Raw genomic sequence first — 23,318 nt, 5'->3', positions numbered from 1 at the left:
CCGAACCCCGGTTTAACCCCATCCACCGCTAGGGCGCCCAGCCCGTCATGATGCCGAGCCGCAAGGTGGTCCGGAAGCGGCCTTCCGGCGTGACCGGCAGTTTCATCAGCGCCATCGGGAATAACGCGCGCGGCGGCACGGCGCGGCTGCGTTCGCGAATGGCGTTGCGCTCGCCCGCCGCCTGAAGATCCCGCAGCAGGCCCAGGGGATTGGCATAAAGCAGGTCGATATCCTCGAAATCCGCCACTGGCAGGGTGAAGCCCGCCCGTTGCAGCAATCCGGCGCAGTCCCGCAGCTCGGGGAAGGGCGAAATGCGCGGGCTGATGCCACCGCGCAGCTCTGTCTCCGTCTCCGTCAAGGCCCGCCGCGCTTCGTCGAGCGTGCCGAGCAGAGGCATGCTGGCAAGCAATAGACCCTCCGGCCGCAAGGCACGGCGAAGCTGGATCAGCGCGCCAGGTAGATCGTTCACCCAATGCAGCGACAGATTGGCGACCACGAGATCGAAGCTGTTTTCCCCGAAGGGCAGCAACTCCTCATCCGCCACCAGATAGGGCGCACCGCTCAGGGCCGCCATCTTCTCCGAGAGATCCATCGCGACGGTCGCGATGCCCAAGGCCCGCAGGCGGGGGGCGATGATGCCACGCCCGCCCAAGTCCAGCGCGTGAGTGAAACGGCGCGTGGTATCCGCGAGGCGGTCCAGCAGCCGGTCCGCGACGTCATCCAGGATCGGCGCGACCGCCGATACGGTCGTGACCGCACGGTCCCGATGGCGGCGAACCGCCGCGCGGTCGAAGATCTGCGACCCGTCTGTCAGACTGCGGCTTCCGCGAAAATCCGCCGGGTGTCGCCGGACCAGTCGCCATGCCATCGGGCGAGCCAATGCTCGGCCTGGGTTGGGCCGCCGGCAGCGATTTCGCGCAGCGGCTCCAGATAAATGCCTTCGTCTTCCCCGGCCGCGTTCTTCAAGCCACGCGCCGTAAGGCCGTCCGTCGCGATCTCGACCAGGGGCGCAACCAGATCGCGTAAATGGCCGTGGCGCCAGATGGCGTCGAGCCCCTGCTTGGGCACGGCGGCACGCAGCGCCATCAGCGCCTCGGCGCCAAGATCCGCGACCAGCGCCTCTGCGGCCGCGAGCGCCGCATCGTCATACAGAAGTCCGACCCAGAAGGCGGACAGCGCCGTCATCATCGCTGGGTTGCCGGCATCAGCGCCGCGCATCTCCAGGAAGCGCTTGAGACGGACATCGGTGAAGACCGTTGTGATGTGATCGGCGAAATCGCCCATCGTCGGCTGCTGACCCTCGAAACCCTTAAGTCTGCCAGCCATGAAGTCCCGGAAGGACGCGCCGGAGACATCGATATAGCGGCCCTCGCGATAGACGAAATACATCGGCACATCGAGGACGTAGTCGGCGAAGCGCTCGAAGCCGAAACCCCGCTCGAAGACGGCGGTGGGAATGCCGGAGCGCGCGTTGTCAGTATCGGTCCAGACCTGAGCGCGGTTCGACATCAGCCCGTTCGGCTTGCCCTCGTAGAAAGGCGAACTGGCGAAGAGCGCCGTCGCGAAAGGCTGGAGCGCGAGACTGACGCGCAGCTTGCGCACCATATCCGCCTCGGAGGCGAAATCGAGGTTCACTTGCACCGTGCAGGTGCGCGTCATCATGTCCAGGCCACGGCTGCCGACCTTCGGCATATAGCGTTCCATGATGCTGTAGCGGCCCTTGGGCATCCAGGGCATGTCCTCCCGTCGGGCCAGGGGATGGAAGCCGAGCGGCGCGAAGCCGAGTCCAAGCCTTTCGGCGACGGGTCGAATTTCGGCGAGATGGGCGTCCAACTCGGCTTGCGTCTCATGCAGCGTCCGACACAGGCCGCCCGAAAGCTCGAACTGCCCAGCCGGCTCCAGCGAGATGGAGGCGCCGGACTTGCTCAGGCCGATCGGCTTCTCCTGATCCAGGATTGGCGTCCAGCCATGCGGCGCAATGCCTTCCAGCATGGCGCGGATGCCACCGGGCTCATAGGGCGGCGGCGTGAGGTCACTGTGCCGAAAGCCGAACTTCTCATGCTCCGTGCCGATGCGGAACCGTTCCGGCGGTTTGGCGCCGGCCGCCAGGTAGTCCGCAAGCTGGCGGACGGTGGTAATCGGGGTGAGGTCACCCTCGCCGGGGTTGGACATCGGCTGTTCCGCTCAAGCGTGATCAGGTCTAGGGCGTTGCAACAAGGCAAGGCCCACGAGGGCAGCGGTCTCTGCCCGAAGAATGCGGGACCCGAGTGACGCCGGCACAAGAAAGGGAAGCCGACGCATGGCGTCAAGCTCCCGAGGATCGAAGCCACCTTCCGGCCCGATGAGCAGGGCGGTTGGCCCCTGCGCGATCGGGGGCGGTGCGTCATTCCCGCGCTCGATAGCGGCAACAAGACTCCGTGTGGCGGCCCAGCCAGCGAGCGCCGCCGCCAGCGGGCGCGGCGCGTGGATCACCGGCACGGTCAGGCGCTCGCATTGCTCGGCGGCTTCGATGGCGATCGCCATCAACCGTTCGGGATTGGGCCGCGCGGGCTGGCTGCGGGCGGTAATAATGGGATGAATTTCTGAGACGCCGAGTTCCGTCGCCTTTTCGATCGCCCATTCCAGGGCCTCGCGCTTGATGACCGACAGCAGCAGCCAAAGGTCCGGCTCGGGGTCCTGCGCGCGGAGCAAGGTTTCGGCTTCCAGCACCGCGCCGCGCTTGCCGATCTCAGTGATGCGCGCGCGCCATTCGCCGTCCCGGCCGTTGAAGACGCGCAGATGGTCGCCCGGCTTCTGGCGCATGACGGTGCCGAGATAGCGGGCCTGATCCGCGCCCAATAGCGTCGCGACGCCGTCGCCGAGGTGGGCGGAGACGTGGATGCGGATTGACCCGGGATCGGGCGAAGGGGAATGAGAGGTCATGACAGCGCACACGGATATCGATCGTGAGGGGTGGGTCGGCAAGCTCCCCCACTTCATCGCTCCCTACGCCATCCTTGCGCGCTTGGATCGACCTATCGGCGCGTGGCTGCTGTTCCTGCCCGGGCTATGGAGCATCCTGCTGCCGCGTGCGCCCTGGCCGCAGACGATCCGGCTGATCCTGCTATTCGCCATCGGGTCGCTGGTGATGCGCAGCGCTGGCTGTGTCGTCAACGATATGTGGGACCGCAAGATCGACCGCATGGTCGCGCGCACCGCTGGGCGGCCGCTGGCCTCGGGCGCTTTATCGATGAAGCAGGCGGCGGTCTTCCTGGCCTTGCTGCTTCTGGCCGGGCTCGCCGTGCTGCTGAGCCTGAACCGCGCCGCGCAGATTCTTGGCGCCTGCTCGTTGATCCTGGTGGCGCTGTATCCGGCGGCCAAGCGGGTGACTTGGTGGCCGCAGGCGATGCTCGGCATCACCTTCGGCTTCGGTGCGCCACTCGGCTACGTCGCCGTCACCGGCCATTTCGACCTCTGCGCGCTCGCCCTCTATGGCGCCGTCTTTTTCTGGATCCTCGGCTACGACACGATTTATGCGCATCAAGACCGGGAGGATGATGCGCTGGTCGGTGTCCGTTCCACCGCACGGCTGTTCGCGGAAAGCTCGAAACCCTTCCTGTGTGTTTGCTATGCGCTGACGGTGGTCCTGCTGGCGGTCGCCGGGTTTTGGGCCCACCAGTCGCCTTGGTTCCTGGTCCTGCTGACCGCGCCGGCGGGTTTGCTTGCCCACCAGGTCTGGCGCCTCGACGTCAACGATCCGGCGCTGTGTCTGGCTTTGTTCAAGACCAACAAGTTCGTCGGCCTCGCGGTGGCCATCGCCTTCGTCGCCGGGCGGATCTGAGCCTTGGACACGGAGGCCTTCCTGCGCCTGCATACCCGGCCCGGCTTTGCCGCCATCGTGCCGGAGATTGCGCTTCACCTTGCGTCCGAAATTACGCCGATCTGGCAGGCGACCGAGGGCTGGCTGGTGGAGACGGGCATCGAGCCGCCGTTCTGGGCCTTCGCCTGGCCCGGCAGCCAGGCTTTAGCGCGGGTCGTGCTGGATCGGCCCGAGCTGGTCGCCGGCAAGCGCGTGCTCGACTTCGCGGCCGGCTGCGGCCTTGCTGCCATTGCCTGCGTCCAAGCTGGCGCCGCCTCGGTCGAGGCAGCGGAGATCGATCCGCTGGCCATCGCGGCGACGCGGCTGAATGCGCGCAGCAATGGCGTGGAGGTTCTCGCCGAGACGCGGGACGTGGTGGGGGATGCCTGCCGCTGGGATCTCATCCTGTGCGGCGATGTATGTTACGAGGCGCCGATGACCGGCCATATCCTGCCCTGGCTGCGGGCCATGGTGGCGGCGGGGGCCGAGGTCTGGATCGCCGATCCGGGCCGGGCCTATTTACCCCGCGAGGGCATGGAGGTGATCGCCGCCATGACCGTGCCGACGACGCTCGAGCTTGAGAATACGCTCACGCGGCCGGTGACGATTTACCGGCTGTCGTCGTTATCTTAGGGCGGATAAGCGGAGCGTCATCCGCCGTGACGCGGGGATTGGTGGATGACGCTGCGCTTATCCACCCTACGACCTTACCGGTTCATGAGAACGGGAAGGTCGGCGTTCTCCAACACATGGCGGGTGACGCCGCCGAGGATGAGCTGGCGCAGGCGGGATTGGGAATAGGCGCCCATCGACAGCAGATCGGCGCCGAACTCCCGCGCCGCGCCCAGCAAGCCGGCACCCACGGATTTGTCGATCGGTCGGAAGGTCGCGATTTCGGCGTGAATATCATGCAGCGCGAGGTATGCGGCCAGATCCGGCGCCTCCGGCCCGCGACGCTGATAATCCTCGGCCGTCAGAATGCGAACGACTTCGGCGCGCTTCATCCAGGGCATCGCGGCTTGAACGGCGGCGGCCGATTCCGCTGTGCCATTCCAGCCGACGCAAACGCGCGTGCCGATGGTCTTCGGGGCGACGGCAGGCGACAGCAGCACGGGCCGCCCGGAATCGAACAGCACCGCGTGCAGCGCATCCGAGGAAGACACGTCCTGACCCGCTTCGGGATGGGGAATGACGGCGAGATCCGTCAGGCGCGCCTGCTGGGCGAGGATCTCCTCCTCCCGCCCGGCGACGGAGACGAAGGTCGCGGTGGCGTGCTCTCCACCGACACGCGGCTCCCCCACCACCACGCCATGCTGCGCCACAGCCTGTTGGAATAGCAGCCGCACGTCATGCGCGCGGCCGGCGCTCTCTTTCTCGGTCGCGACCATCATGTCTTCGATCATCGCACCGGACAGGCCTTCGCCCGCCAGCGGCGCGACGTCACGCGCGTCGATCCGCACATGCAGCACCAGCAGATGGGCGTTCCACAACCGGGCCGAATCGAGTGCCGTGTCGAGAGCAGCCTTTCCGGCGGCGGTCTCGTTCAGCAGCAGGATGAGCTTGCGGATCGCCATTATTCTGATGTCCGTCCTGATCTTGGGATCGCGACTATTGTAGCACGGGCGCGCTTAAGGGAAGAGCCGCTCCGTCATCCAGTCATCCTGGGGCGTCGCACGCGTGTAAATCAGCCGGTCATGCAGGCGATACGGCATGTCCCGCCAGAACTCGAAGCGATCCGGCAGCACCCGGTAGCCCGACCAATGCGGCGGCCGCGCGACGTCATCGGTCGGGAAGCGAGCCTCGGCTTCCGCCAGCCTGGTTTCCAGAACCGAGCGGTTCGCCAGGGGGCGAGACTGGTCGGACGCCCAGGCGCCGATTTTGGACAGGCGCGGGCGACCGGCGAAATAGGCGTCGGCTTCCTCGGGCGTCACTTTTTCCACCGTTCCGCGAACGCGGACCTGTCGCTGAAGCGTCTTCCAATGAAATACCAGGGCGGCGCGCGGGTCGGCCGCCAGATCCTCACCTTTCCGGCTCTGGTAATTGGTGTAGAACACGAGGCCACGATCATCCTGCCCCTTGAGCAGCACGATCCGCGCGTCCGGTTCGCCATCCGGCCCCACCGTCGCCAGGGTCATCGCATTGGGATCGTTCAGTTCCGTTTTTCTTGCATCCGCCAGCCAGGCGGCAAGAAGATCAAAAGGTTCGGCCTTGGCCGGTGTCGGGAGAGTCATTGGTGCATCCAGCTTTGTGAAGAACCAACGTCAATCTGGGCTTCGAAACGGCGTCGGCCAAGATGGGGTGGCGCACAGCCGGGTATCGACCGACACTTGTCGTTCGGGTGCTGCCTGTGCCAGGACGCCGCATTGTCTTTCTAATTCGCCCGTCTTGTCTTTCTAATTCGATAGAGGTCCAGCATGTCATTCGATGCCTCAGCCGTGTTCCCCATCAAAGGGTCGCTGATGGCCGGCAAGCGCGGCGTCGTCATGGGCGTTGCCAATGACCGTTCCATCGCCTGGGGAATCGCCGCCGCCTGCGCCGCCCAGGGCGCCGAGATCGCCTTCACCTATCAGGGCGAGGCGCTGGAAAAGCGTGTCCGGCCGCTGGCCGCGAGCGTCGGCTCCGACCTCGTTCTGCCCTGCGATGTCGGCGAGGAAGCCAGCATCGATGAGGCTTTCGCGGAAGTTGAGAAGGTCTGGGGCAAGATCGACTTCCTGGTCCATGCCATCGGCTGGGCGGACAAGGCCTATCTGCGCGGCCGTTACCTCGACACGCCGCGCGCCGCCTTCCTCCAGGCGCTCGATATCTCCTGCTACAGCTTCGTCGCCGTGTCCCAGCGCGCCGCGCGCATGATGAACGATGGTGGCTCCCTACTGACGCTCACCTATCTCGGCGCCGAGCGGGTGATGCCGCATTACAACGTCATGGGCGTGGCCAAGGCGGCGCTGGAAGCCTCCGTCCGCTACCTCGCGGCCGATCTGGGTGAGCGGAACATTCGCGTCAACGCCATCAGCGCCGGGCCGATAAAGACCCTCGCCGCCAGCGGCATCGGCGACTTCCGCTATATCCTGAAGTGGAACGAGCTGAACGCGCCGCTCGGCCGCAATGTCAGCACCGAGGAGGTCGGCGGCTCGGGCCTCTATCTGCTGTCCGATCTCTCGGCCGGCGTCACTGGCGAAGTGCATCATGTCGATTGCGGCTACCATGTCGTCGGCATGAAGAATCCGCTGGCGCCCGATATCGCCACCGTCATCGGCTGACGGGCCAGCCGGGTAGAGGGCCGTGTCGCACAATACCTTCGGGCACCTGTTCCGCGTCACGACCTGGGGTGAGAGCCATGGGCCGGCGATCGGCTGCGTGGTCGATGGCTGCCCGCCGCGCATTCCCCTGTCTGAGGCGGATATCCAGCCCTATCTCGATCGCCGGCGGCCCGGCCAGTCGCGTTTCACGACCCAGCGTCAGGAGCCGGATCAGGTCCGCATTCTGTCTGGCGTGTTCGAGGGGCTGACGACAGGCACGCCGATCGCCCTGATAATCGAGAATGTCGATCAGCGGTCTAAGGATTACGGCAATATTGCCCGCAGCTTCCGCCCCGGCCATGCCGACCTCACCTATCAGTTGAAATACGGCATCCGCGACTATCGCGGGGGTGGCCGCTCCTCCGCGCGGGAAACCGCGATGCGCGTCGCTGCCGGTGCCGTTGCCCGTAAGGTGCTGGGGGAGGGCGTGCGGATTCGCGGCGCCATGGTCGCCATGGGCGCGCATACGATCGACCCCGCCCTTTGGGATTGGGATGCGGTCGAGGCCAATGACTTCTTCTGCCCCGACCCCGTTGCCGCCGTGGCCTGGGAGCGCGAGCTGACCGAGATTCGCAAGCAAGGCTCCTCTATCGGTGCGCTGCTGGAAATCACCGCCGAGGGCGTGCCGGCCGGCCTCGGCGCGCCGATTTACGCCAAGCTCGATGCCGAGATCGCGGCGGCGTTGATGAGCATCAATGCCGTCAAGGCGGTCGAGATCGGGGAAGGCTTTGCCGCCGCCGGCCTGCGCGGGGAGGATAATGCGGATGAGATGCGCATCGGGCCGGATGGGCAGATCGAATTCCTGTCCAACCATGCCGGCGGCATCCTGGGTGGCATCTCCTCCGGCCAGCCGATCGTCGCGCGTTTCGCGGTCAAGCCGACCAGTTCCATCCTCACGCCCCGGCGGTCGGTCGATGAGGACGGGCAGGAGACCGAGGTCTCGACCCAAGGCCGGCATGACCCCTGCGTTGGCATTCGGGCGGTGCCGGTGGGTGAGGCGATGATGGCCTGCGTGCTCGCCGACCATTTGCTGCGTCAACGCGCGCAAAATCCTGCCGATCGCTAACCGAGGTTCTGCCTGTTTCTCACGTTTCTGTGAACTCACGGTAGATTGAGCTTCTTGAACATCATCGCGTATGCGTGACCCATGACCCGCACACTATCAGCCGAAAGCATGACACAGACCGGCCGTGACCTTCCCCTGAAGGCACTGTCGCCGATCGATCAGCTCGTGCTGTTCATCGGTGAGGAGGTCTGGGCGACGCGCCTCGCCGAGATCGAGACGCGGGCCGCGATGTCCAACCGCTGCGGCGGCGTTGTGCGCCAGCGTCATGCTCTGGAACTGGCCTTGGAGCGGATGCGCGGCCGTGTACCGGCAAAGATCGGCACACCCGCTGTGGCTTCCGTCGCCGAACAGCGACTGCAGGACATCGTCAGTGCCGCTCTGGACGTCACCCATCGCCTCAGCGATGACGGGTTGGACCGCTTGCGCCAGCGCTTGCGCGACGCCCTCCAGGGCGATGGCTCACTGGTCGGCGTGTTTCATCTGATCCGCACGGCGGCGCTTCATCAGGCACGCGGCTTTACCGTGATCTTCACCGGCTTGGAGCAAGGCACGGCCTACGACTACCTGCTCAGCCGTGACGATGTGGAGGCCGAATGCGTCTGTGACGCGATTTCGGCCGAGGCGGGGCGGGATCTGCACCGCCATGCCTGGGCGCAGTTCTGCGACCGGATCGAGACGCAGATGAAGGCTTGGCTCCACAGCCATCCGGGCCGCTACCTGCTCAAGATGACGCTGTCGCGGGGCCTGCCCAATCATGAAACGCCGATGCTGGAGAGCCTGCAGAACCGCGTGTCGGCGATGCTAGAGAGCGGCGCCCGCCTGGATCAAGACGGCGATTGCGTGTTGCGTATTGAGCCGCTGGTCTTTTCGGGCGTGAGCCTGACGGAAGAAGGGCTGATGCCACGCCTGCGGCGGGAATTCGGGCCGGAGGCGCATCTCTCCGTCTCCGCCTGCACCGATGGCGTTTGGGCCATGGCGGCACGCGCCGGCCGCCGCAACGATGTCGCCGCCTTCATTCGCCGCGAGTTGGATGGTCTGCCTCAACGGCTATCCGGCACGCGACCCGCGATCCTGTCGCTGTTCCTCGACGATATCGATCGCAGCGAGTGGCGGGGCTTGCGCGAAAGTCTGGAGCTTGAGGGTGCCGCGCGGCATTTCATGACCTGTGACGCGGCGGCACCGGTGGTGGCCGTGACTTGCTATAGCCGGATGGAAATGTTCGGCCTCGCCGGCCCCGATGCGGTCGAGGAGGGGGAGCTTCGCTTCCGCAATCCGGCGCATCCGGCAGCCAAGATCGCCGCCCTGGCGCCGGCCATTCTGTCGTCTCTCTAAGCCTTACGGGCGGAGAGCATCTGGAAGACGCCGCCCACAGCCTCCATATCCGTTGCGTGTCATCGCGCTGTCACGAGCGCTCGGCAGTAAACGAGGGCGGCTATGGGTAAGACGGCAGCGACGTGGCAGATGAACGAAGTCGATCGGATGCTGAATGATCCGACCGCCGTGCTCGAACCGCATCGCGTCTGGTCGCTGCTCGCCGAAATCGCAGAAACGGCGCCCCAGCCTGTTCTGAAGCCCGAGCGCGCGGTGCTCAGGCGGCCGTTGGCGCCTGCTGATAGGCGGGCAGCCGCCTGACAAGCGCCCTGTAAGGCACGAGCAGGCAGAGGGCGCAGAAGACCTTCACCCCAAAGTCGCCGCCCGCCCAGGACATCCAGCGCGGCGCCAGGATCGCGGACCCGAGCAGCGACGTGGGCTGGAGCGCGAAGTCGAGATTGGGGCCGAGGAACACGAAGACCGCCGCGAAGGCGAGGGAAAAGAAGATCACCGTATCCAGCGCCGATCCCAGGATCGAGGCAGCCAGCGGTGCGCGCCACCACGCCATCCGGCGCAAGCGGCTGAAGACCAACACATCCAGGATCTGGCCGAGCAGGAAGGCACTGCCCGAAGCGACGGCGATCCGCACGGGCCCGAGCAGGGCCGAGCAGATCACACCGGCGGCGAAGCCGACCAGAATGGCCTGGCGCGCGACGCGCGGGCCATGGGTGCGGTTCGTCAGGTCATTGACCAGAAAGGCGAAGGGGTAGGTGAAGGACCCCCAGGTCAGGATATCGCCGAGGCCCCAGGGCGTGAACGGATGCTGCACGGCGAGATTCGAGACCGTGATGACCACGACCATCGCAATCGCCGGAATGATAAGACGCCGCATGTGTGATCTCCCTGGCCGAGGCCGGCTTGTGCGGTGCCGGGGCGGGAGAATCAATCCCGTATGGCACCGATCAGGTATTCATGATTGCCCTCAGGGCCGGTGATCGGGCTTTCGCTGATCCCCACCACACGCCAGCCGGGCAGGGCGCTCCACCAGGCATGGATCATGGCGCAGACCTCCGTCCGCACAGCTTCGTCCCGCACTACGCCACGGGCGCCGACATCTGCCGGTGACGCCTCGAACTGCGGCTTGATGAGCGCGATGGCCCAGGCGCCGGGGGCGCAGAGGCCGAGTGCTGCCGGCAGCACAGCCCGGAGGCCGATGAAGCTTGCGTCGCAAACCAGGGCGCCGGGGCTTTCGGGCAATTGCTCCGCCGTCAGTGTCCGCGCATTCGTCCGCTCCCGCACGATGACGCGGGGGTCGCTGCGCAGCTTCCAGGCGAGCTGGCCATGGCCGACATCGATGGCATAGACGCGATTGGCGCCGTGATGGAGCAGGACATCGGTAAAGCCGCCGGTGGAGGCGCCGATATCGAGGCAGACGCGCTGGTCGGGGGAGAAGCCGAAGACGGACAGGCCGTGCGCGATTTTGACGCCGCCGCGCGAGACCCAGGGGTGATCCTGGCCCTTCAGCGTGAGGGCGGCATCGTCACGGATCAGCTCACCGGCCTTGTCCAGCCGTCGGGTGTCCTGAAAGGCCTGCCCGGCCATGATGACGGCCTGGGCGCGGGCGATGCTTTCAACGAGGCCGCGGTCCAGCAGCAACTGGTCCGCCCGCACCCGCTTCGCTTTCGGGGCGGCGGCCATTCTGCGTGATCCCGTCAGTCGTTGACGGGATAGGAGGCCATCAGGCGCTTCTGCTTGCGCCACAACCCAAGCAGATCGAACAGCTTGGTCGCGCGATGGCCGCGCGCGCGGTTCGCGGCGCCGATTTCAAAGGCCGCCCGGTAATGGAAGAACTGGGCGCTATAGGCTTCCGACAGCGTGGTCTCGGGGTCCCAGATATGGGTCGCCTCGGAGCCGACGCCGTTGATTTCGATGATGCTGAACTCCTCCCCGGTGCGAAGTGCGCCGGAGGATTCGTAGCGAATGTCGAAGCGGCCGAAGTGGAAATCGGGGATCGACCGGGCGATGGCGTCGATCCGCGCCGTGAGTTCGCGGGTGACGAGATTGGCGCCGTTGCGGAAGGTGGAGCCTTTGCAGTGGTTGCCCACGAAGACCAGCTTCACGCGCTCACCTGGGGCGGGGATTTCATGCAAGCGGGCGGCGAGGCGCGGCAGATAGAGATGCGGCACCTGGGCGCAGCGCGGATCGGCCATCACCAGGTCGCGCAAGGTGGAGCGACCGTCGCCGGTGACGACAGGAGAGGATTTGAGCGTGACGGAGGTGATCTTGCCGGTCTTCTCACCCGGGCGGCGGATATAGAAGATGCCGGCCTCGCCCTCATGCGGAATGAGGGTTTGCAGCATGTAGCGGGTGAGGCGGGGGAAGGCGCCCAGATAGCGGGCGAGGTCGGCGCGGCTATCGACCAGGCAGACGCCGGTGCCGTTGCAGCCGACATCCGGCTTGACGACGACGGGGAAGGTGAGGCCTGCGCCCGTCATCGCCGCTTCGGCAATGCCGAGATCGTCCGACTCGGGGAAGGCCCCGCTGGTACAGACGGTATAGGGCGCGACCCAAACCCGCTCCGGCCCGCTGATCTGGTCCAGGATGGATTGCTTGGATTCGCCGCAAAGGCCGCCTGCCTCAATGCCGGGATTCGCGGCGGTCGCCAGGATCGGGTTGCCATAGCGGATGCCGAGACCAATCCATTGCAACACGATCGGCGTGTAGAAGAGCCAGCCAGGCCAAAACTCGAAAAAGGACGTCAGCCGCTTGTGCGATTCCGGCTTTCTGACGCGGGTGAAGGCCGAGGAAGACGCCTGCATGTCGCTCACGTGATCTCTTTTCCTCTCAACTGCCTGGCAACGAGCCTGCTCATTCCCAGAAGGACGAGGCAGAACATGGCAATGCCGGCCCAGCGCCAGGCGCCGAGATACGCGATGATATAATGGCCCAGCTTCATCGAGATTCCGAATAGCAGGCTGGTCCAGATCAGGGTGCCGAAAATCGCCGTCGCGGCAAAGATCAGAAACGACGTCTTCAGGAACCCGCAGGTCGTATAGGTGGGGAGACGCAGGCCAGGCAAGAAGCGGCTGGCGAGAATCACGCGGACCAGACGGCCATTCAGCCAATCGCGGCCCATATCGCGCCGGCGTGCCGGAATATAGCGCTCCATCCAAGGCACCAGGGCCGCGAGCCTGCCCATGCCATAGAGGCCAAGATCGCCCAGGACGATGCCGGCATAGAGCGCGCCGAGGCCGATCTCGATCGGAATTGCGCCGGTCTGCACTTGCATCGCCGTGATCACGGTTGCAGCGTCCTCCAGAATGAAGGTGCCACCGATGACCGAAAGGGCCTGCATGACGGGGTGTCGCAGTGCCGCCGTCAGCAGGAGGATGAGAGTGGCCATCGATTAGATATTGTACATCGACCAAACGCGTATCACGCCAGGATATCGCTTGAAAGTGCCACAAATCCAAGCGGTTTATGGGAGGCTGACCGCACCGCGCTGTGCATCGCGCGGGGGGCTTGGCGATCGCGTCACGGCGGACAATAACGGCGCCATGCGAAGTGCCCCGGATCGCCTGACGGTTTTCCTCGTCCTGCTCACGGGCATCGGCGCGCTTTGCGTGGCGCTGGGCGCCGAGCATTTCCTCGGCATGGCGCCCTGTCCGCTGTGCTTTTGGGAGCGTTGGCCCTATCGCGCTCTGATCCTACTCGGCGCGATCGGCCTGTTCCTGCCCGCGGTCGCGCGGCGGGTTGTGTTGTGGCTCGCGGCCCTGGTCTTCGTCTGCGCCATGGGCCTGGCCTTGTTGCATGTCGGCGTCGAGCATCATTGGTGGCCGAGCCCGCTGCCGGAATGCAATGCGCCCAATCTGCGGGCGACCAGCGTCGCCAATCTGATTGCCAGCATGCCGATGACACCGTCCAAGCCGTGCGATGCCCCGAATTACCTCATTCCCTGGCTGCCGATTTCTTTCGCGACCATGGATTTGATCTTGGCGGCAGTGGGCGCCGCGCTTCTCACCGCCTATTTAGGGATGACCACAGGCAGGGCACGCACATGACCGACCTCGAAGAGATGGGTTTGGACCAGACGGGTCCTCTGCCAGGTGACACGACGCCGCGGGAGACGGTGGCGCAGATGATCCGGGTCGATCATGCCGGTGAATTCGGGGCCAAGCAGATCTATGCCGGCCAGCTCGCCGTGCTGGGCCGCGGTCCGAAGGGCGATATCCTTCGCCACATGGCGGCGCAGGAGCAGGTGCATCTCGACAGCTTCTCCAAGCTCATCGTCCAGCGCCGCGTGCGGCCGACCGCCCTGCTGCCGCTCTGGCAGGTCGCTGGTTTCGCCCTCGGGGCCGTCACGGCCGCCATGGGCACCCGCGCCGCCATGGCCTGCACCGTCGCGGTGGAGGAAACGATCGATGCCCATTATGCCGCGCAATCGGCGGAATTGACCGAAGATGAGGCGCCGCTACGCGATATGATCGAGGTCTTTCGCGCGGAAGAGCTGGAACATCGCGACATCGGGCTGGAGAATGAGGCAGAGCTGGCGCCGGCCTATCGCCTGCTCTCGGCCGTCATCAAGATCGGTTGCCGCGCTGCGATCCGCATCAGCGAGAAGGTGTGAATGCCCGCTCTCAATAGCGCGGCCGATCTCCCCAAGTTTCATTTGACTTTCAAACCGCTGCCGCCCTTTCTTCGCCCGACTTCTTGACCTGTCGGAGACTGTTGATGCGCGTGCGCCATGGCGTTCTGACGGCTCTCGCGATGGTCGCGTTCGCGGCGGCGGCGCCCCGCGCGGCGCAGGCCGACCATCTCAAGATCGCCTTCGTCATCAACTCCAACAGCGCCTCAATCGACGAGCTGAACGTCGACACCCATCAGCTCATCCGCGAAGTGCCGGTCTTCCGTGAGCCGCATCACATGGCGCTGACGCCGGACGGGCATTCGCTGCTGATCGGCGACACGGCCGGCAATGCGCTGTTCTATCTCGATCCCCGCACTGGCGAGGTGCAGAAGCACATCACGGTCAGCGATCCCTATCAGATCGTCTTCAGCCCGGACGGCCGGCTTCTCACCGTTGCGGGCCTCGCGCGTGACCAGATCGACATCTATGACGCGGCGTCGATGCGACTGCTGCATCGCGTGACCGCTCATACCATGCCGAGCCACATCAACTATTCGCCTGATTCGCGCACCGTTTTCGTGAGCCTCCAGGTTTCGGGTGAGCTGATTGCCATCGACACCGCGAGCGGCCAGGTGAAGTGGCAGCAGCCGGTGGGCAATACGCCGGCGGGCGTCCTGTGGCACAATGGCCAGCTCCTGGTCGGCATCATGGGGGAAGCGCATGTCGCCGAGGTCGATCCCGCGACCGGCCATGTCATGGGCCAGATCCCCACGGCCAAGGGCGCCCATGTCATGTTCATCCCGCCGGATGGGCAGATCATTTACGTGACCGACCGTGAGAGCGGGAACATCACGGTGCTGGATGCGAAGACCCTCGCTGTGCTGCGTAGCTTTCATATGCCCGGTGGACCGGACGATATGGATTTCGCCCCCGACGGCACCATATGGGCATCGCTCCGGTGGGCGCATAGCGTGGCGCTCATCGACCCGCATACCTATACTTACACAACGATCCGGGTGGGCCGGTCGCCGCATGGCATCTGGCTGAACACCCACGACCCTAAGATCTGGCAAACCTCGGTGGCGAGCGCCCAATAGATCATGAGCTTCACGGATTTCCTCCTTGATCCCTTCGACACCATGGCCGGCTGGCTGCAGGGCAATCTGCTGCTGCCGATGCTGTGGCATCTCGGGCTGTCGGCTTGGGAGGATATTTCCTATGGCTGGGCGCTGATCGCCTTGTATGGCGTGGCCCAGGTCTTCATCACCCTCGCTTTGTCGATGCCGGCAGAGCGGTTCTGGCCGCTGGAACGGTGGAGCAAGACCGAAAGCGTCGGCACGGACATCCTCTATACCCTCGTCAATCGCATCGGGCTGCTGCCCCTGGTCAGCTTCGTGCTGTTCTATCTCGTGCAGACCTGGATCAACGGCTTCCTGACGGATCACGGGTTCATTCCGCCGACCATCGAGCGGGCGCTGCCCTTCCTGCTGGGCCACCCGATCGTCACGCTGTTCGCCTATCTCGTGATCCTGGATTTCGCGGAATATTGGCGCCATCGCCTGTCTCACCGCTTTTACTGGTGGTACACGCTGCATTCCCTGCATCACGCCCAGCGGCAGATGACCTTCTGGTCCGATGACCGCAACCACCTGATGGACGACTTCCTGTCCGCCATCTGGTTCGGCGTCGTGGCGCTGCTGATCGGCGTGCCGCCGCTGCAATTCCCGATGCTGGTGCTGACGGTGCGGGTGCTGGAAAGCTTCAGCCACGCCAATACGCGCATTCATTTTGGCTGGTTGGGGGAGCGGCTGCTGATTTCGCCGCGTTTCCATCGCGCGCATCACAGCATCAAGGCGGCGGGCCAGCGGAGCTGCAACTACGGCGCGACCTTGCCGTGGTGGGACATGATCTTCGGCACGGCCGATTTCGGGCGCGAGTACATCCGCACGGGCGACCCCTCGGCGGAGGAGGCGATGCATACCGGCAATTACGTCGAGCAGCAGATGGCCGGGTTTCGGCGTTTTGCACGGTCGTTCCGTCGGCGGCGTCCCAACTCCTTGCGTCATTCGCGGACTTGATCCGCGAACCTACCCATTGCGGCGCCTAAACGCCGTTAAGGCGCCACGAGGGGTAGGTCCCCGGGTCAAGCCCGGGGATGACGGTTTAAAATGGGATACGCGGAGCTGTATCCGCCAACCGGCCAATCCCCCGAAACAAAAGAAGGCCCCGGTTTGCACCGGGGCCTTCTTCATTGTTTGACGGCCGTATGGGCCGAAGCGACGGTCAGCCCCGCCGAGGTGTTCCGGCAGTGATCATCGAGGTCGCGGCAGCCTGCGGCATCACACAATGAGACACTGGATCACCTCCTTTCGGTTGTTAATGACAAGGGCAGTCTGACATTCGGCCTCGCCGATTCGCAACTGGAAACTGTGACCTAACCCCATCGTTCTATGACATTTCTTCGATGCCCGGCAGCGCGCCCGTGCGCCTCTAGAAGATCAGCGATACCGACAGCATCACATTGTTTCCGGTGATCGGCTCATCGAGGCTATATCCAATAGCCTGGGCCGAGGCCTTTGCCAGCAGCTGCATATGCTTCAACTGCAACAGCCGATACTTCACCGTCACGCCGAAATTGTAATCGCCGGCGCGCCCCCCGAGGGGTGGCTGAAGATCCGGGTCCTTGGTCAACAGGAACGGCATGCCCGCCGTCTCGGTCGGGCAGCCGACGATGCCGTGCTCCATTGTCATCACCGGGGTATTGAGCACGGGGATAGCGAGGCCAACGCCGGCGCGAACGCAAAGAGGCGGCGATATCGGCTCATTCGCCGTGGCCGCGCCGGCCACACGCGGTGTCGCGCTATAGGGAATGCCGGCAGCGGCCGAGACTGCGGCGAGCAGGTCATCCCCAGGCACCTTCGCGGCACCACCTTGAACGACGATCGTGCCGCTGAGCACGGTAGTCGGGGGTTGAACGACCTGAGCCTCGGCGACCCTTATGGCCGTTACACTCAGGAGAAGGGCCGCGAGAGTACAATATGGCGGAAACATGGCGCCTCCGGTCATGATTTTGCCTTAGTTCGGCATTCATGCATCGGGGCTGCTCGTGAAAGCAATTCCAAAATTGCGTAACGACTGATCTTCTAACGAGCAAGCGTCCTAAGATGTTGGAAAAGGCTAAGGTAATGATCATAAACTTTTATTGCAGCGCAGCATGACCCAACCCTTCGATGTTGCGGGTTTTGCTGCCCGGCTGTGTGCAGCGCGCGCTGCGGGCCATCCCATCACCTGCCTGCCTGAGGAGGAGCCACCCACGGAGGCCGAGGCCTATGCCGTTCAGCATGCGGTGAATGAGGCGCTCGGCCCCATCGGTGGCTGGAAGGTCGGCGCCGGGCCCGATGGCCGGCCGAGCACGGCGCCGCTGCCTGCCAGCGGCATCATGCCGTCCCCGGCCGTCGCGCCCGCGTCCTTCAGCGATCGTCTGATCGAGGCCGAGATTGCCTTCACCCTGACGCAGGATCTGCCGCCGCGTGGGGTGCCCTATAACCGGGACGAGGTCATCGCTGCCATCGGCGCCTGCCATGCCGTCATCGAGTTGGTGCAGTTCCGCGTGCCGGGAACGATATCGGCGAGCCCGCTGCTCAAGATCGCAGATCACCAAGGGCACGGAGCCTTGATCGTCGGCGCAGCCGTTCCCGGCTGGACAGAGATCGACTTCCCGCGCTTTGCTGTGACGCAGGAGATCGAGGGGCTGCCCACCAAGCATGGCGTGGGCAACCCTGCGGGCGACATGATCCGCCTCATCGTCTGGCTCGCGAACGAGGGCAGCCTCTGGGCCGGCGGATTGAAGGCAGGCCAGATCGTCACCTGCGGGTCCTGGACGGGTGCGACACCCGCCCCGCCCGGCAGTTCAGTTTCCGTCACTTTCCAGGGCGTCGCGCCGGTTCAGCTCCGGTTCGCACCATAGGCCGCAAGGAACACAGTCATGGCGACACAAGACGCGTCGGCTTCGGGCGATTTCATGATCGGCGGGGACCTGCGGGTGACGCGCCTCGGGTTTGGCGCCATGCGGATCACCGGCAAGGGCATCTGGGGCCCGCCCGCCGATGTGGGGGAGGCTAAGCGCACGCTGGCGCTGGTGCCGGAACTCGGGATGGATTTCATCGATACCGCCGATAGCTATGGCCCCTATGTCAGCGAGGATCTGATCGCCGAGGTTCTGGCGCCGTATAAGGGCCTCACGATCGCGACCAAGGGCGGGCTGACCCGGCATGGCCCGAACGTCTGGCCGCCGCTCGGCCGGCCCGAATACCTCAAGCAATGCGCGCTGATGAGCCTGCGGCGGCTGAAGCTGGAGCGGATCGACCTGTGGCAACTCCATCGGATCGACGCCAAGGTGCCGGCGGCCGAGCAGTTCGGCATCATCGCCCAGATGCAGACGGAAGGGTTGATCCGCCATGCCGGCCTAAGTGAGGTTTCTGTCGCGGAGATCGAGGAGGCGCAGAAATACTTCCCGGTGACGACGGTGCAGAACCGCTACAATCTGGTCGATCGCAAGAGCGAGGACGTGCTGGATTATTGCGAAAAGCACGGCATCGGCTTCATTCCCTGGGCGCCTTTGGCGGCGGGTTCGCTCGCGACGCCGGGTTCGACGCTGAGTGAGATCGCTGCGAAGCTCGGCACCGGGCCTAGCCAGGTGGCGCTCGCCTGGGTGTTGAAGCGGTCGCCGGTGATGTTGCCGATTCCGGGCACGGGCAGCGCCGACCATTTGCGGGAAAACGTGGCTGGCGCCGGCATCACCCTCAGCGACGAGGATTTCGCGGCGCTCGACGTGCAGGGCAAGGCGGCGTGGAAGGCGGCTTCCTAAACCCAAACCTTGATGGCGGAATATGCTGCGCTCTTCCGCCCTACGACATGAGGTAGGGTGGAAAAGCGGAGCGCATTCCACCGACTACGCCTCCTTCCCCAAAGCCAGCGCCCGCGCATAGACCTGTCGGCGCGGCAGGCCGGTTTCGGCCGCGATGATCGCCACCGCTTCCTTGAGGCTCGTCTTCTCCATTGCCGCGCGCAGACGCGTGTCGAGATCATCGGCCGAGACCTCATTCTGCTCCGCGCTCGACGGCGCGAGCACGACGGTGATTTCGCCGCGCGGCGGATCGGCCTCGGCGCCGGCGATAAGGTCGGACAGCGTGCCGCGCCGCACTTCCTCGAAATGCTTGGTCAGTTCCCGCGCGACGGCGGCCTCCCGGTCGCCGAAGACCGTTCGTAGGTCTTCGAGCATTTCCGCGACGCGATGGGGCGATTCGTACCAGACCATGGTGGCTGAAAGCCCCGCAACTTCGGCGGCGCGGAGCGTCGCGAAGCCCGTGCGGCGCGCGGCGCCACGCGGCGGCGCGAAGCCCAGGAACAGATAAGGATGCGGCGGCAGGCCCGACAGCGATAGCGCGGTCACGACCGCATTGGGGCCGGGCATTGCGGTGACCGTCAGCCCCGCGGCCAGGAAAGCCCGCACCAGGCGAAAACCGGGATCGGACATCAGGGGCGTGCCGGCATCGCTGACCAAGGCGAGCTTCTGGCCGGCATGGGCCGCCGCCAGAAGCTTGGGGATCCGCTGATCCTCATTATGGTCATGCAGGCTTTCGAGCCGCGCGCGAATGCCGAGAGCCGAAAACAGCCGCGCCGTCACCCGGCTATCTTCGCAGAGCACGACATCGGCCGCGCCCAGCGTGGTGGTGGCACGGGCTGTCATATCCCCGAGGTTGCCGATCGGTGTGGAAACCAGCACAAGACTCGCGGGCGAACGCGCGAGATGCGGCCACGCATCGCTGGCCGGAGTCTCATCGGAATCACGACCAGACGGAGGGTCACGGCGTGCATCTTGCTCGGGCATCTACTCTCCTCGCCACCCTCTGCGGCCTTGCATCCTGTGCGCAGCCGATGGCGGGGCCTGGTATGGGACTCGTGCCGGACGCACCGCAAGCGGTGGGTGCTGCGAGCGCGCTGCCGCCAGCAGGAAGCCGCGTCGCCCTGCTTGCACCCCTGACCGGACCGAATGCCGATGTCGCTCAAGGCATCGTGAACGCGGCCAAGCTCGGTCTTGGCGCGCAAGCTGCCGCCTCGCTCGATGTGCTCGATACCGGTGGCACACCGCAAGGGGCTGCTGCCGCCGCGCAGAAGGCGATCGCGGATGGCGCCGGCCTGATCCTCGGACCCCTGACGGGACCGGAAGCGGCGGCGGTCGCGCCGATCACCCAGCCCGCTCATGTCGATGTCCTGGCCTTTACCTCCGACCCCGCACAGGCGCGCCCCGGTGTGTGGACGCTCGGGATTACGCCCGCCCAACAGGTGCATGCTCTGATCCAAGCGGCCTCGGCCGAGGGCCACGGCCAGTTCGCCGGCCTGCTGCCTGAGACGCCGCTTGGCATGGCCATGAGTGACGCGCTTCAGCGCGAAGCCTCAGCCGGTGGCGCGGCGCCGAGCATTCAGACCTATAGCGCCGGCAGCTTCTCCTCCATGAACGGGGCGCTGCGCTCGTTGTCCGATTATGCCAGCAGGCGCGGGCCGATCGATGCGCAGATCAAGCAATTGCGGACGGCCCATACGGCGGCCGGTCGCCAACAGGCCGCCAGGCTGGAACGGCAGGGTGTGCCGCCGGCGCCCTTCACCGCATTGCTGGTCGCCGAATCGGCGGCCGGCCTTGGCGAGCTGTCGAGCCTGCTGCCCTATTACGACGTCAATCCCGGCCCGGTTCTCATTCTCGGCCCCGGCCTTTGGGCAGGCAATCCCGGCGCCATCGCCGCAGCCGGGTTCAGTGGAGCGCTGTATGCGGCGCCCGATCCGGCTGCCGCCACCGCCTTCGTGTCGAGCTATTCGGCCGCCTATGGCGGGCCGCCGTCGCCGCTGGACGCCTTGGCCTTCGATGCGGCCGCCATCGCGCGGGTCACGACGGCGAACGGTCATATCGATCCCGCCGCGCTGACCAATCCGCAGGGCTTCAGCGGGGCCGATGGCGTGCTCGCCCTGCAACCGGATGGGTCTGTGAAGCGCGGCCTCGCGGTCTTCCGCGTTCAATCCGGCGGCGCCGAAATCGCGCAACCTGCACCGACCTCGCTCGCCACGCCCGGTAGCTGACCTTGGCGTCCGATAAGCCGCGCCAGGCGGGCCGCCCGCCCGGTGCCCGGCCGCCCGGCGTCGCGCGGTGGATGGTGCTCATCCTCGCCGTGCCCATTCTGGGCCAAATCGTGCTTGTGGTGAGCGGAGCCGCGCGGGCGGATGCCGTGTTGTGTCTCGCGTCCGTGGAAATCCTGGCGGCTTTCGCTGTCGCCCTGATCTGGCGGCAGGATCTGGAGCGGTTGGCCCGGCTCACCCAACAGGGCGATGCGCCCCGGCCCCGCCTGCCGGAAATGGACGGTCTTGCCTTGGCCTTCTCCCAGGCGGCAGAGGCGGGTCGATTGGAAACCGCCCGCCTCACCAGCCGCCTTCAGGCCGAGCAGGCGATTACCGAAGTGCTGCCTGAACCCTTGCTGATGGTCGGCGCCGATGGCGTCGTGCGGCGCGCCAATGAGGCAGCGCGACAAAGTCTGGGCGACGATATCGCCGCCGTTCTGCGCCACCCCCTGCTGCGCGGCGCGATCGACCGGGCGCGCGCGACCCACGCGCCCCAAGCCGCCGATCTGCTGTTTGCGGCGCCTGTTCCGCGCGAAATTCACGCCGTCGTCACGCCCATGGATCGCGGACTTTTCCAGGACGGCCAGGCCTCCATTCTGCTCGTGGATCGCACGCGGGAACGCGCGGTAGAGCGCATGCGCGCGGACTTTGTGGCCAATGCGAGCCATGAGCTGCGCACGCCCTTGGCCAGCCTGATCGGCTTTGTCGAGACGCTGCAGGGGCCCGCGCGGGATGACCCGCCGGCGCGGGAGAGGTTCCTGGAAATCATGGCGCGGGAAGCCGCCCGGATGAACCGCCTGATCGACGATCTGCTCAGCCTGTCCCGCATCGAACTATCGGAACATCAGACCCCCCAGGGCCGCATTGACCTGGGCGAACTCGTCCAGCGGTCGCTGGCCGGGTTCGAGCCGCGCCTCGCGGCGCGCGACGTGCGGGTGGAACTGACCCTGCCGGAGCTTCCGCTCATTCCCGGCGACGCGGATCAGATGACCCAGGTGGTTGGCAATCTGCTGGACAATGCCCTGAAATACGGGCGCGAGCGCGGCTGCATCACCCTGACGGTTGCCGAAGTCTCCGGCACGCCATGGCCGAGCCGCCCCGGTGTGGTGATTGCGGTGGGGGATGACGGAGTCGGAATTTCGCGCGCCCATCTGCCGCGCCTGACCGAGCGCTTCTATCGCGTCGATAAGGGGCGATCGCGCGCCGTCGGCGGCACCGGCCTTGGCCTCGCCATCGTCAAGCACATCGTCAATCGGCATCGCGGCCAGCTCGTCATCACCAGCGAGGAAGGGCAGGGGTCGCGCTTCTCGGTCTGGCTGCCCCGATAAAGGCCGGCTTCCTAACACAAGCGTATCTGGCACCTCGCAATTTCGTGTATCGACCGCTTGTGCCATGCCACTCCCCATCCTAACTCAAGGCCCATGAGCGACATCGAAAACATCCACCCGACGCCTGACGACATCCTGCCGCCTGAGGATGCCGTCGAAGAGGTAACACCCGCCGATCGTCTCGCCCTGGTTGAGGCCGAGCGTGACGAGATGCGGGAGAAATGGATGCGCGCCGAGGCCGAGATGGCCAATCTGCGCACCCGCACGAAGCGCGAGGTCGAGGATGCGCGGCTCTTCGCCGTGCAGAAATTCGCCCGCGACGTGGTCGAGGTCGGCGACAACCTCAAGCGTGGCGTCGAGAGCCTGCCTGCGCGCGCCGATGACGAACCCGACCTTGTCAGCAAGCTGCGGGAAGGGTTCGAGGGCATTGGCCGGAGCTTCAACGCGACGCTGGAGCGGAACGGTGTGAAGTCGGCCGACCCGACCGGCGCGCTGTTCGACCCGAACCTGCATCAGGCGATGGCAGAGCAGGAAACGGCGGAGCATCCGCCCGGCACCGTGATCCAGGCCTGGACCCCGGCCTGGACCCTGAACGGTCGCTTGCTGCGGCCCGCCATGGTGGTCGTTGCCAAGGCGTCCGCAACCCCGGACGCCTGAAAAAGAATCGAGACCAGCCATCTGCCCA

The 23,318-nt window shown here is 65.6% G+C and carries 26 protein-coding genes; 15 read left to right on the top strand and 11 right to left on the bottom strand.

Features of this window, described 5'->3' with window-relative positions; genetic code table 11:
• Positions 1-28: 28 nt before the first annotated feature.
• From QP803_RS18120 to QP803_RS18110, 3 genes are read right to left on the bottom strand one after another with little or no spacing between them, the layout of a single operon-like run.
• Positions 29-868 carry a methyltransferase domain-containing protein gene (locus QP803_RS18120; RefSeq protein WP_284944884.1) on the bottom strand — a complete coding sequence of 280 codons (840 nt, stop codon included), beginning with the start codon at positions 866-868 and terminating at the stop codon, positions 29-31.
• A complete protein-coding gene (locus QP803_RS18115) occupies positions 811-2,172 on the bottom strand; it encodes a glutamate--cysteine ligase (protein WP_284944882.1) in 1,362 nt (453 codons plus the stop codon). The genes QP803_RS18120 and QP803_RS18115 overlap by 58 nt, the downstream gene beginning before the upstream one ends.
• Before the next feature lie 12 nt (positions 2,173-2,184).
• Complete coding sequence (locus tag QP803_RS18110; RefSeq protein WP_284944881.1) at positions 2,185-2,922, bottom strand: 16S rRNA (uracil(1498)-N(3))-methyltransferase; 738 nt, start codon at positions 2,920-2,922, stop codon at positions 2,185-2,187.
• On the opposite strand from QP803_RS18110, the gene ubiA reads away from it, so the two are divergent.
• Together ubiA and QP803_RS18100 are read left to right on the top strand one after the other, a co-directional pair.
• Positions 2,921-3,820 carry a 4-hydroxybenzoate octaprenyltransferase gene (gene ubiA / locus QP803_RS18105; protein ID WP_284944880.1) on the top strand — a complete coding sequence of 300 codons (900 nt, stop codon included), beginning with the start codon at positions 2,921-2,923 and terminating at the stop codon, positions 3,818-3,820. The genes QP803_RS18110 and ubiA overlap by 2 nt on opposite strands.
• Positions 3,821-3,823: 3 nt before the next feature.
• Complete coding sequence (locus QP803_RS18100) at positions 3,824-4,471, top strand: class I SAM-dependent methyltransferase (RefSeq protein WP_284944879.1); 648 nt, start codon at positions 3,824-3,826, stop codon at positions 4,469-4,471.
• 74 nt (positions 4,472-4,545) lie between these two features.
• On the opposite strand, the gene QP803_RS18095 is transcribed toward QP803_RS18100, so the two are convergent.
• Together QP803_RS18095 and pdxH are read right to left on the bottom strand one after the other, a co-directional pair.
• The gene (locus QP803_RS18095; protein ID WP_284944877.1) at positions 4,546-5,412 is read right to left on the bottom strand and encodes a universal stress protein; all 867 of its coding nucleotides are present in this window, start codon (positions 5,410-5,412) and stop codon (positions 4,546-4,548) included.
• A gap of 54 nt (positions 5,413-5,466) precedes the next feature.
• Positions 5,467-6,069 carry a pyridoxamine 5'-phosphate oxidase gene (gene pdxH, locus QP803_RS18090; protein WP_284944876.1) on the bottom strand — a complete coding sequence of 201 codons (603 nt, stop codon included), beginning with the start codon at positions 6,067-6,069 and terminating at the stop codon, positions 5,467-5,469.
• A 183-nt stretch (positions 6,070-6,252) separates the two neighbouring features.
• Between pdxH and fabI the strand changes: the two genes are divergently transcribed.
• The 4 genes from fabI (at position 6,253) to QP803_RS18070 (ending at position 9,832) form a co-directional block, all read left to right on the top strand.
• Positions 6,253-7,095, top strand: a complete 843-nt coding sequence (fabI, locus tag QP803_RS18085) for an enoyl-ACP reductase FabI (protein ID WP_284944875.1) — start codon at positions 6,253-6,255, stop codon at positions 7,093-7,095.
• A gap of 22 nt (positions 7,096-7,117) precedes the next feature.
• On the top strand, positions 7,118-8,200 hold the full coding sequence (gene aroC, locus QP803_RS18080; protein WP_284944873.1) for a chorismate synthase: 1,083 nt from the start codon (positions 7,118-7,120) through the stop codon (positions 8,198-8,200).
• Between the two features lie 81 nt (positions 8,201-8,281).
• Positions 8,282-9,532, top strand: a complete 1,251-nt coding sequence (locus QP803_RS18075; RefSeq protein ID WP_284944872.1) for a hypothetical protein — start codon at positions 8,282-8,284, stop codon at positions 9,530-9,532.
• A gap of 102 nt (positions 9,533-9,634) precedes the next feature.
• Positions 9,635-9,832 (top strand): hypothetical protein, encoded by a 198-nt coding sequence (locus tag QP803_RS18070; RefSeq protein ID WP_284944871.1) that lies wholly within the window; start codon positions 9,635-9,637, stop codon positions 9,830-9,832.
• Here the strand turns inward: QP803_RS18070 and QP803_RS18065 are convergent.
• The 4 genes from QP803_RS18065 to QP803_RS18050 are packed head-to-tail and all read right to left on the bottom strand — an operon-like array spanning position 9,789 to position 12,914.
• Positions 9,789-10,403 (bottom strand): VUT family protein, encoded by a 615-nt coding sequence (locus QP803_RS18065; RefSeq protein ID WP_284944870.1) that lies wholly within the window; start codon positions 10,401-10,403, stop codon positions 9,789-9,791. The two genes, QP803_RS18070 and QP803_RS18065, sit on opposite strands and share 44 nt — an antisense overlap.
• A 50-nt stretch (positions 10,404-10,453) precedes the next feature.
• A complete protein-coding gene (locus QP803_RS18060; protein WP_284944869.1) occupies positions 10,454-11,209 on the bottom strand; it encodes a TlyA family RNA methyltransferase in 756 nt (251 codons plus the stop codon).
• A 14-nt stretch (positions 11,210-11,223) separates the two neighbouring features.
• Positions 11,224-12,330: a D-alanine--D-alanine ligase gene (locus QP803_RS18055; protein WP_284947953.1), complete on the bottom strand. Its 1,107-nt coding sequence runs from the start codon at positions 12,328-12,330 to the stop codon at positions 11,224-11,226.
• A 5-nt stretch (positions 12,331-12,335) separates the two neighbouring features.
• Complete coding sequence (locus tag QP803_RS18050) at positions 12,336-12,914, bottom strand: DedA family protein (RefSeq protein ID WP_284944868.1); 579 nt, start codon at positions 12,912-12,914, stop codon at positions 12,336-12,338.
• 55 nt (positions 12,915-12,969) lie between these two features.
• On the opposite strand from QP803_RS18050, the gene QP803_RS18045 reads away from it, so the two are divergent.
• The 4 genes from QP803_RS18045 (at position 12,970) to QP803_RS18030 (ending at position 16,216) form a co-directional block, all read left to right on the top strand.
• Positions 12,970-13,572 (top strand): disulfide bond formation protein B, encoded by a 603-nt coding sequence (locus QP803_RS18045; RefSeq protein WP_284947952.1) that lies wholly within the window; start codon positions 12,970-12,972, stop codon positions 13,570-13,572.
• Complete coding sequence (locus QP803_RS18040; RefSeq protein WP_284944867.1) at positions 13,569-14,138, top strand: demethoxyubiquinone hydroxylase family protein; 570 nt, start codon at positions 13,569-13,571, stop codon at positions 14,136-14,138. The genes QP803_RS18045 and QP803_RS18040 overlap by 4 nt, the downstream gene beginning before the upstream one ends.
• A gap of 104 nt (positions 14,139-14,242) precedes the next feature.
• Positions 14,243-15,235 carry a YVTN family beta-propeller repeat protein gene (locus QP803_RS18035; RefSeq protein WP_284944866.1) on the top strand — a complete coding sequence of 331 codons (993 nt, stop codon included), beginning with the start codon at positions 14,243-14,245 and terminating at the stop codon, positions 15,233-15,235.
• A 3-nt stretch (positions 15,236-15,238) separates the two neighbouring features.
• Positions 15,239-16,216: a sterol desaturase family protein gene (locus tag QP803_RS18030; protein WP_284944864.1), complete on the top strand. Its 978-nt coding sequence runs from the start codon at positions 15,239-15,241 to the stop codon at positions 16,214-16,216.
• 412 nt (positions 16,217-16,628) lie between these two features.
• On the opposite strand, the gene QP803_RS18025 is transcribed toward QP803_RS18030, so the two are convergent.
• Positions 16,629-17,189, bottom strand: a complete 561-nt coding sequence (locus QP803_RS18025; RefSeq protein ID WP_284944863.1) for a hypothetical protein — start codon at positions 17,187-17,189, stop codon at positions 16,629-16,631.
• A gap of 163 nt (positions 17,190-17,352) precedes the next feature.
• On the opposite strand from QP803_RS18025, the gene QP803_RS18020 reads away from it, so the two are divergent.
• Both QP803_RS18020 and QP803_RS18015 read left to right on the top strand, forming a co-directional pair.
• Complete coding sequence (locus QP803_RS18020; protein ID WP_284944862.1) at positions 17,353-18,105, top strand: 2-keto-4-pentenoate hydratase; 753 nt, start codon at positions 17,353-17,355, stop codon at positions 18,103-18,105.
• An 18-nt stretch (positions 18,106-18,123) separates the two neighbouring features.
• A complete protein-coding gene (locus tag QP803_RS18015; protein WP_284944861.1) occupies positions 18,124-19,005 on the top strand; it encodes an aldo/keto reductase in 882 nt (293 codons plus the stop codon).
• An 84-nt stretch (positions 19,006-19,089) separates the two neighbouring features.
• Here the strand turns inward: QP803_RS18015 and rsmI are convergent, their stop codons facing one another.
• Positions 19,090-20,028 carry a 16S rRNA (cytidine(1402)-2'-O)-methyltransferase gene (rsmI, locus tag QP803_RS18010; protein ID WP_284944860.1) on the bottom strand — a complete coding sequence of 313 codons (939 nt, stop codon included), beginning with the start codon at positions 20,026-20,028 and terminating at the stop codon, positions 19,090-19,092.
• Between the two features lie 62 nt (positions 20,029-20,090).
• On the opposite strand from rsmI, the gene QP803_RS18005 reads away from it, so the two are divergent.
• From QP803_RS18005 to QP803_RS17995, 3 genes are all read left to right on the top strand, one after another.
• Positions 20,091-21,269, top strand: coding sequence for a penicillin-binding protein activator (locus QP803_RS18005; RefSeq protein WP_284944859.1), 1,179 nt, complete (start codon positions 20,091-20,093; stop codon positions 21,267-21,269).
• A gap of 2 nt (positions 21,270-21,271) precedes the next feature.
• Positions 21,272-22,633, top strand: coding sequence for a sensor histidine kinase (locus tag QP803_RS18000; protein WP_284944858.1), 1,362 nt, complete (start codon positions 21,272-21,274; stop codon positions 22,631-22,633).
• Positions 22,634-22,726: 93 nt separating this feature from the next.
• Positions 22,727-23,290, top strand: a complete 564-nt coding sequence (locus QP803_RS17995) for a nucleotide exchange factor GrpE (RefSeq protein WP_284944857.1) — start codon at positions 22,727-22,729, stop codon at positions 23,288-23,290.
• Positions 23,291-23,318 lie beyond the last annotated feature (28 nt).

This window comes from Acidisoma sp. PAMC 29798 (assembly GCF_030252425.1).
Lineage (GTDB): Bacteria > Pseudomonadota > Alphaproteobacteria > Acetobacterales > Acetobacteraceae > Acidisoma > Acidisoma cladoniae.
This window is presented reverse-complemented; position numbering and strand designations above follow the sequence as displayed.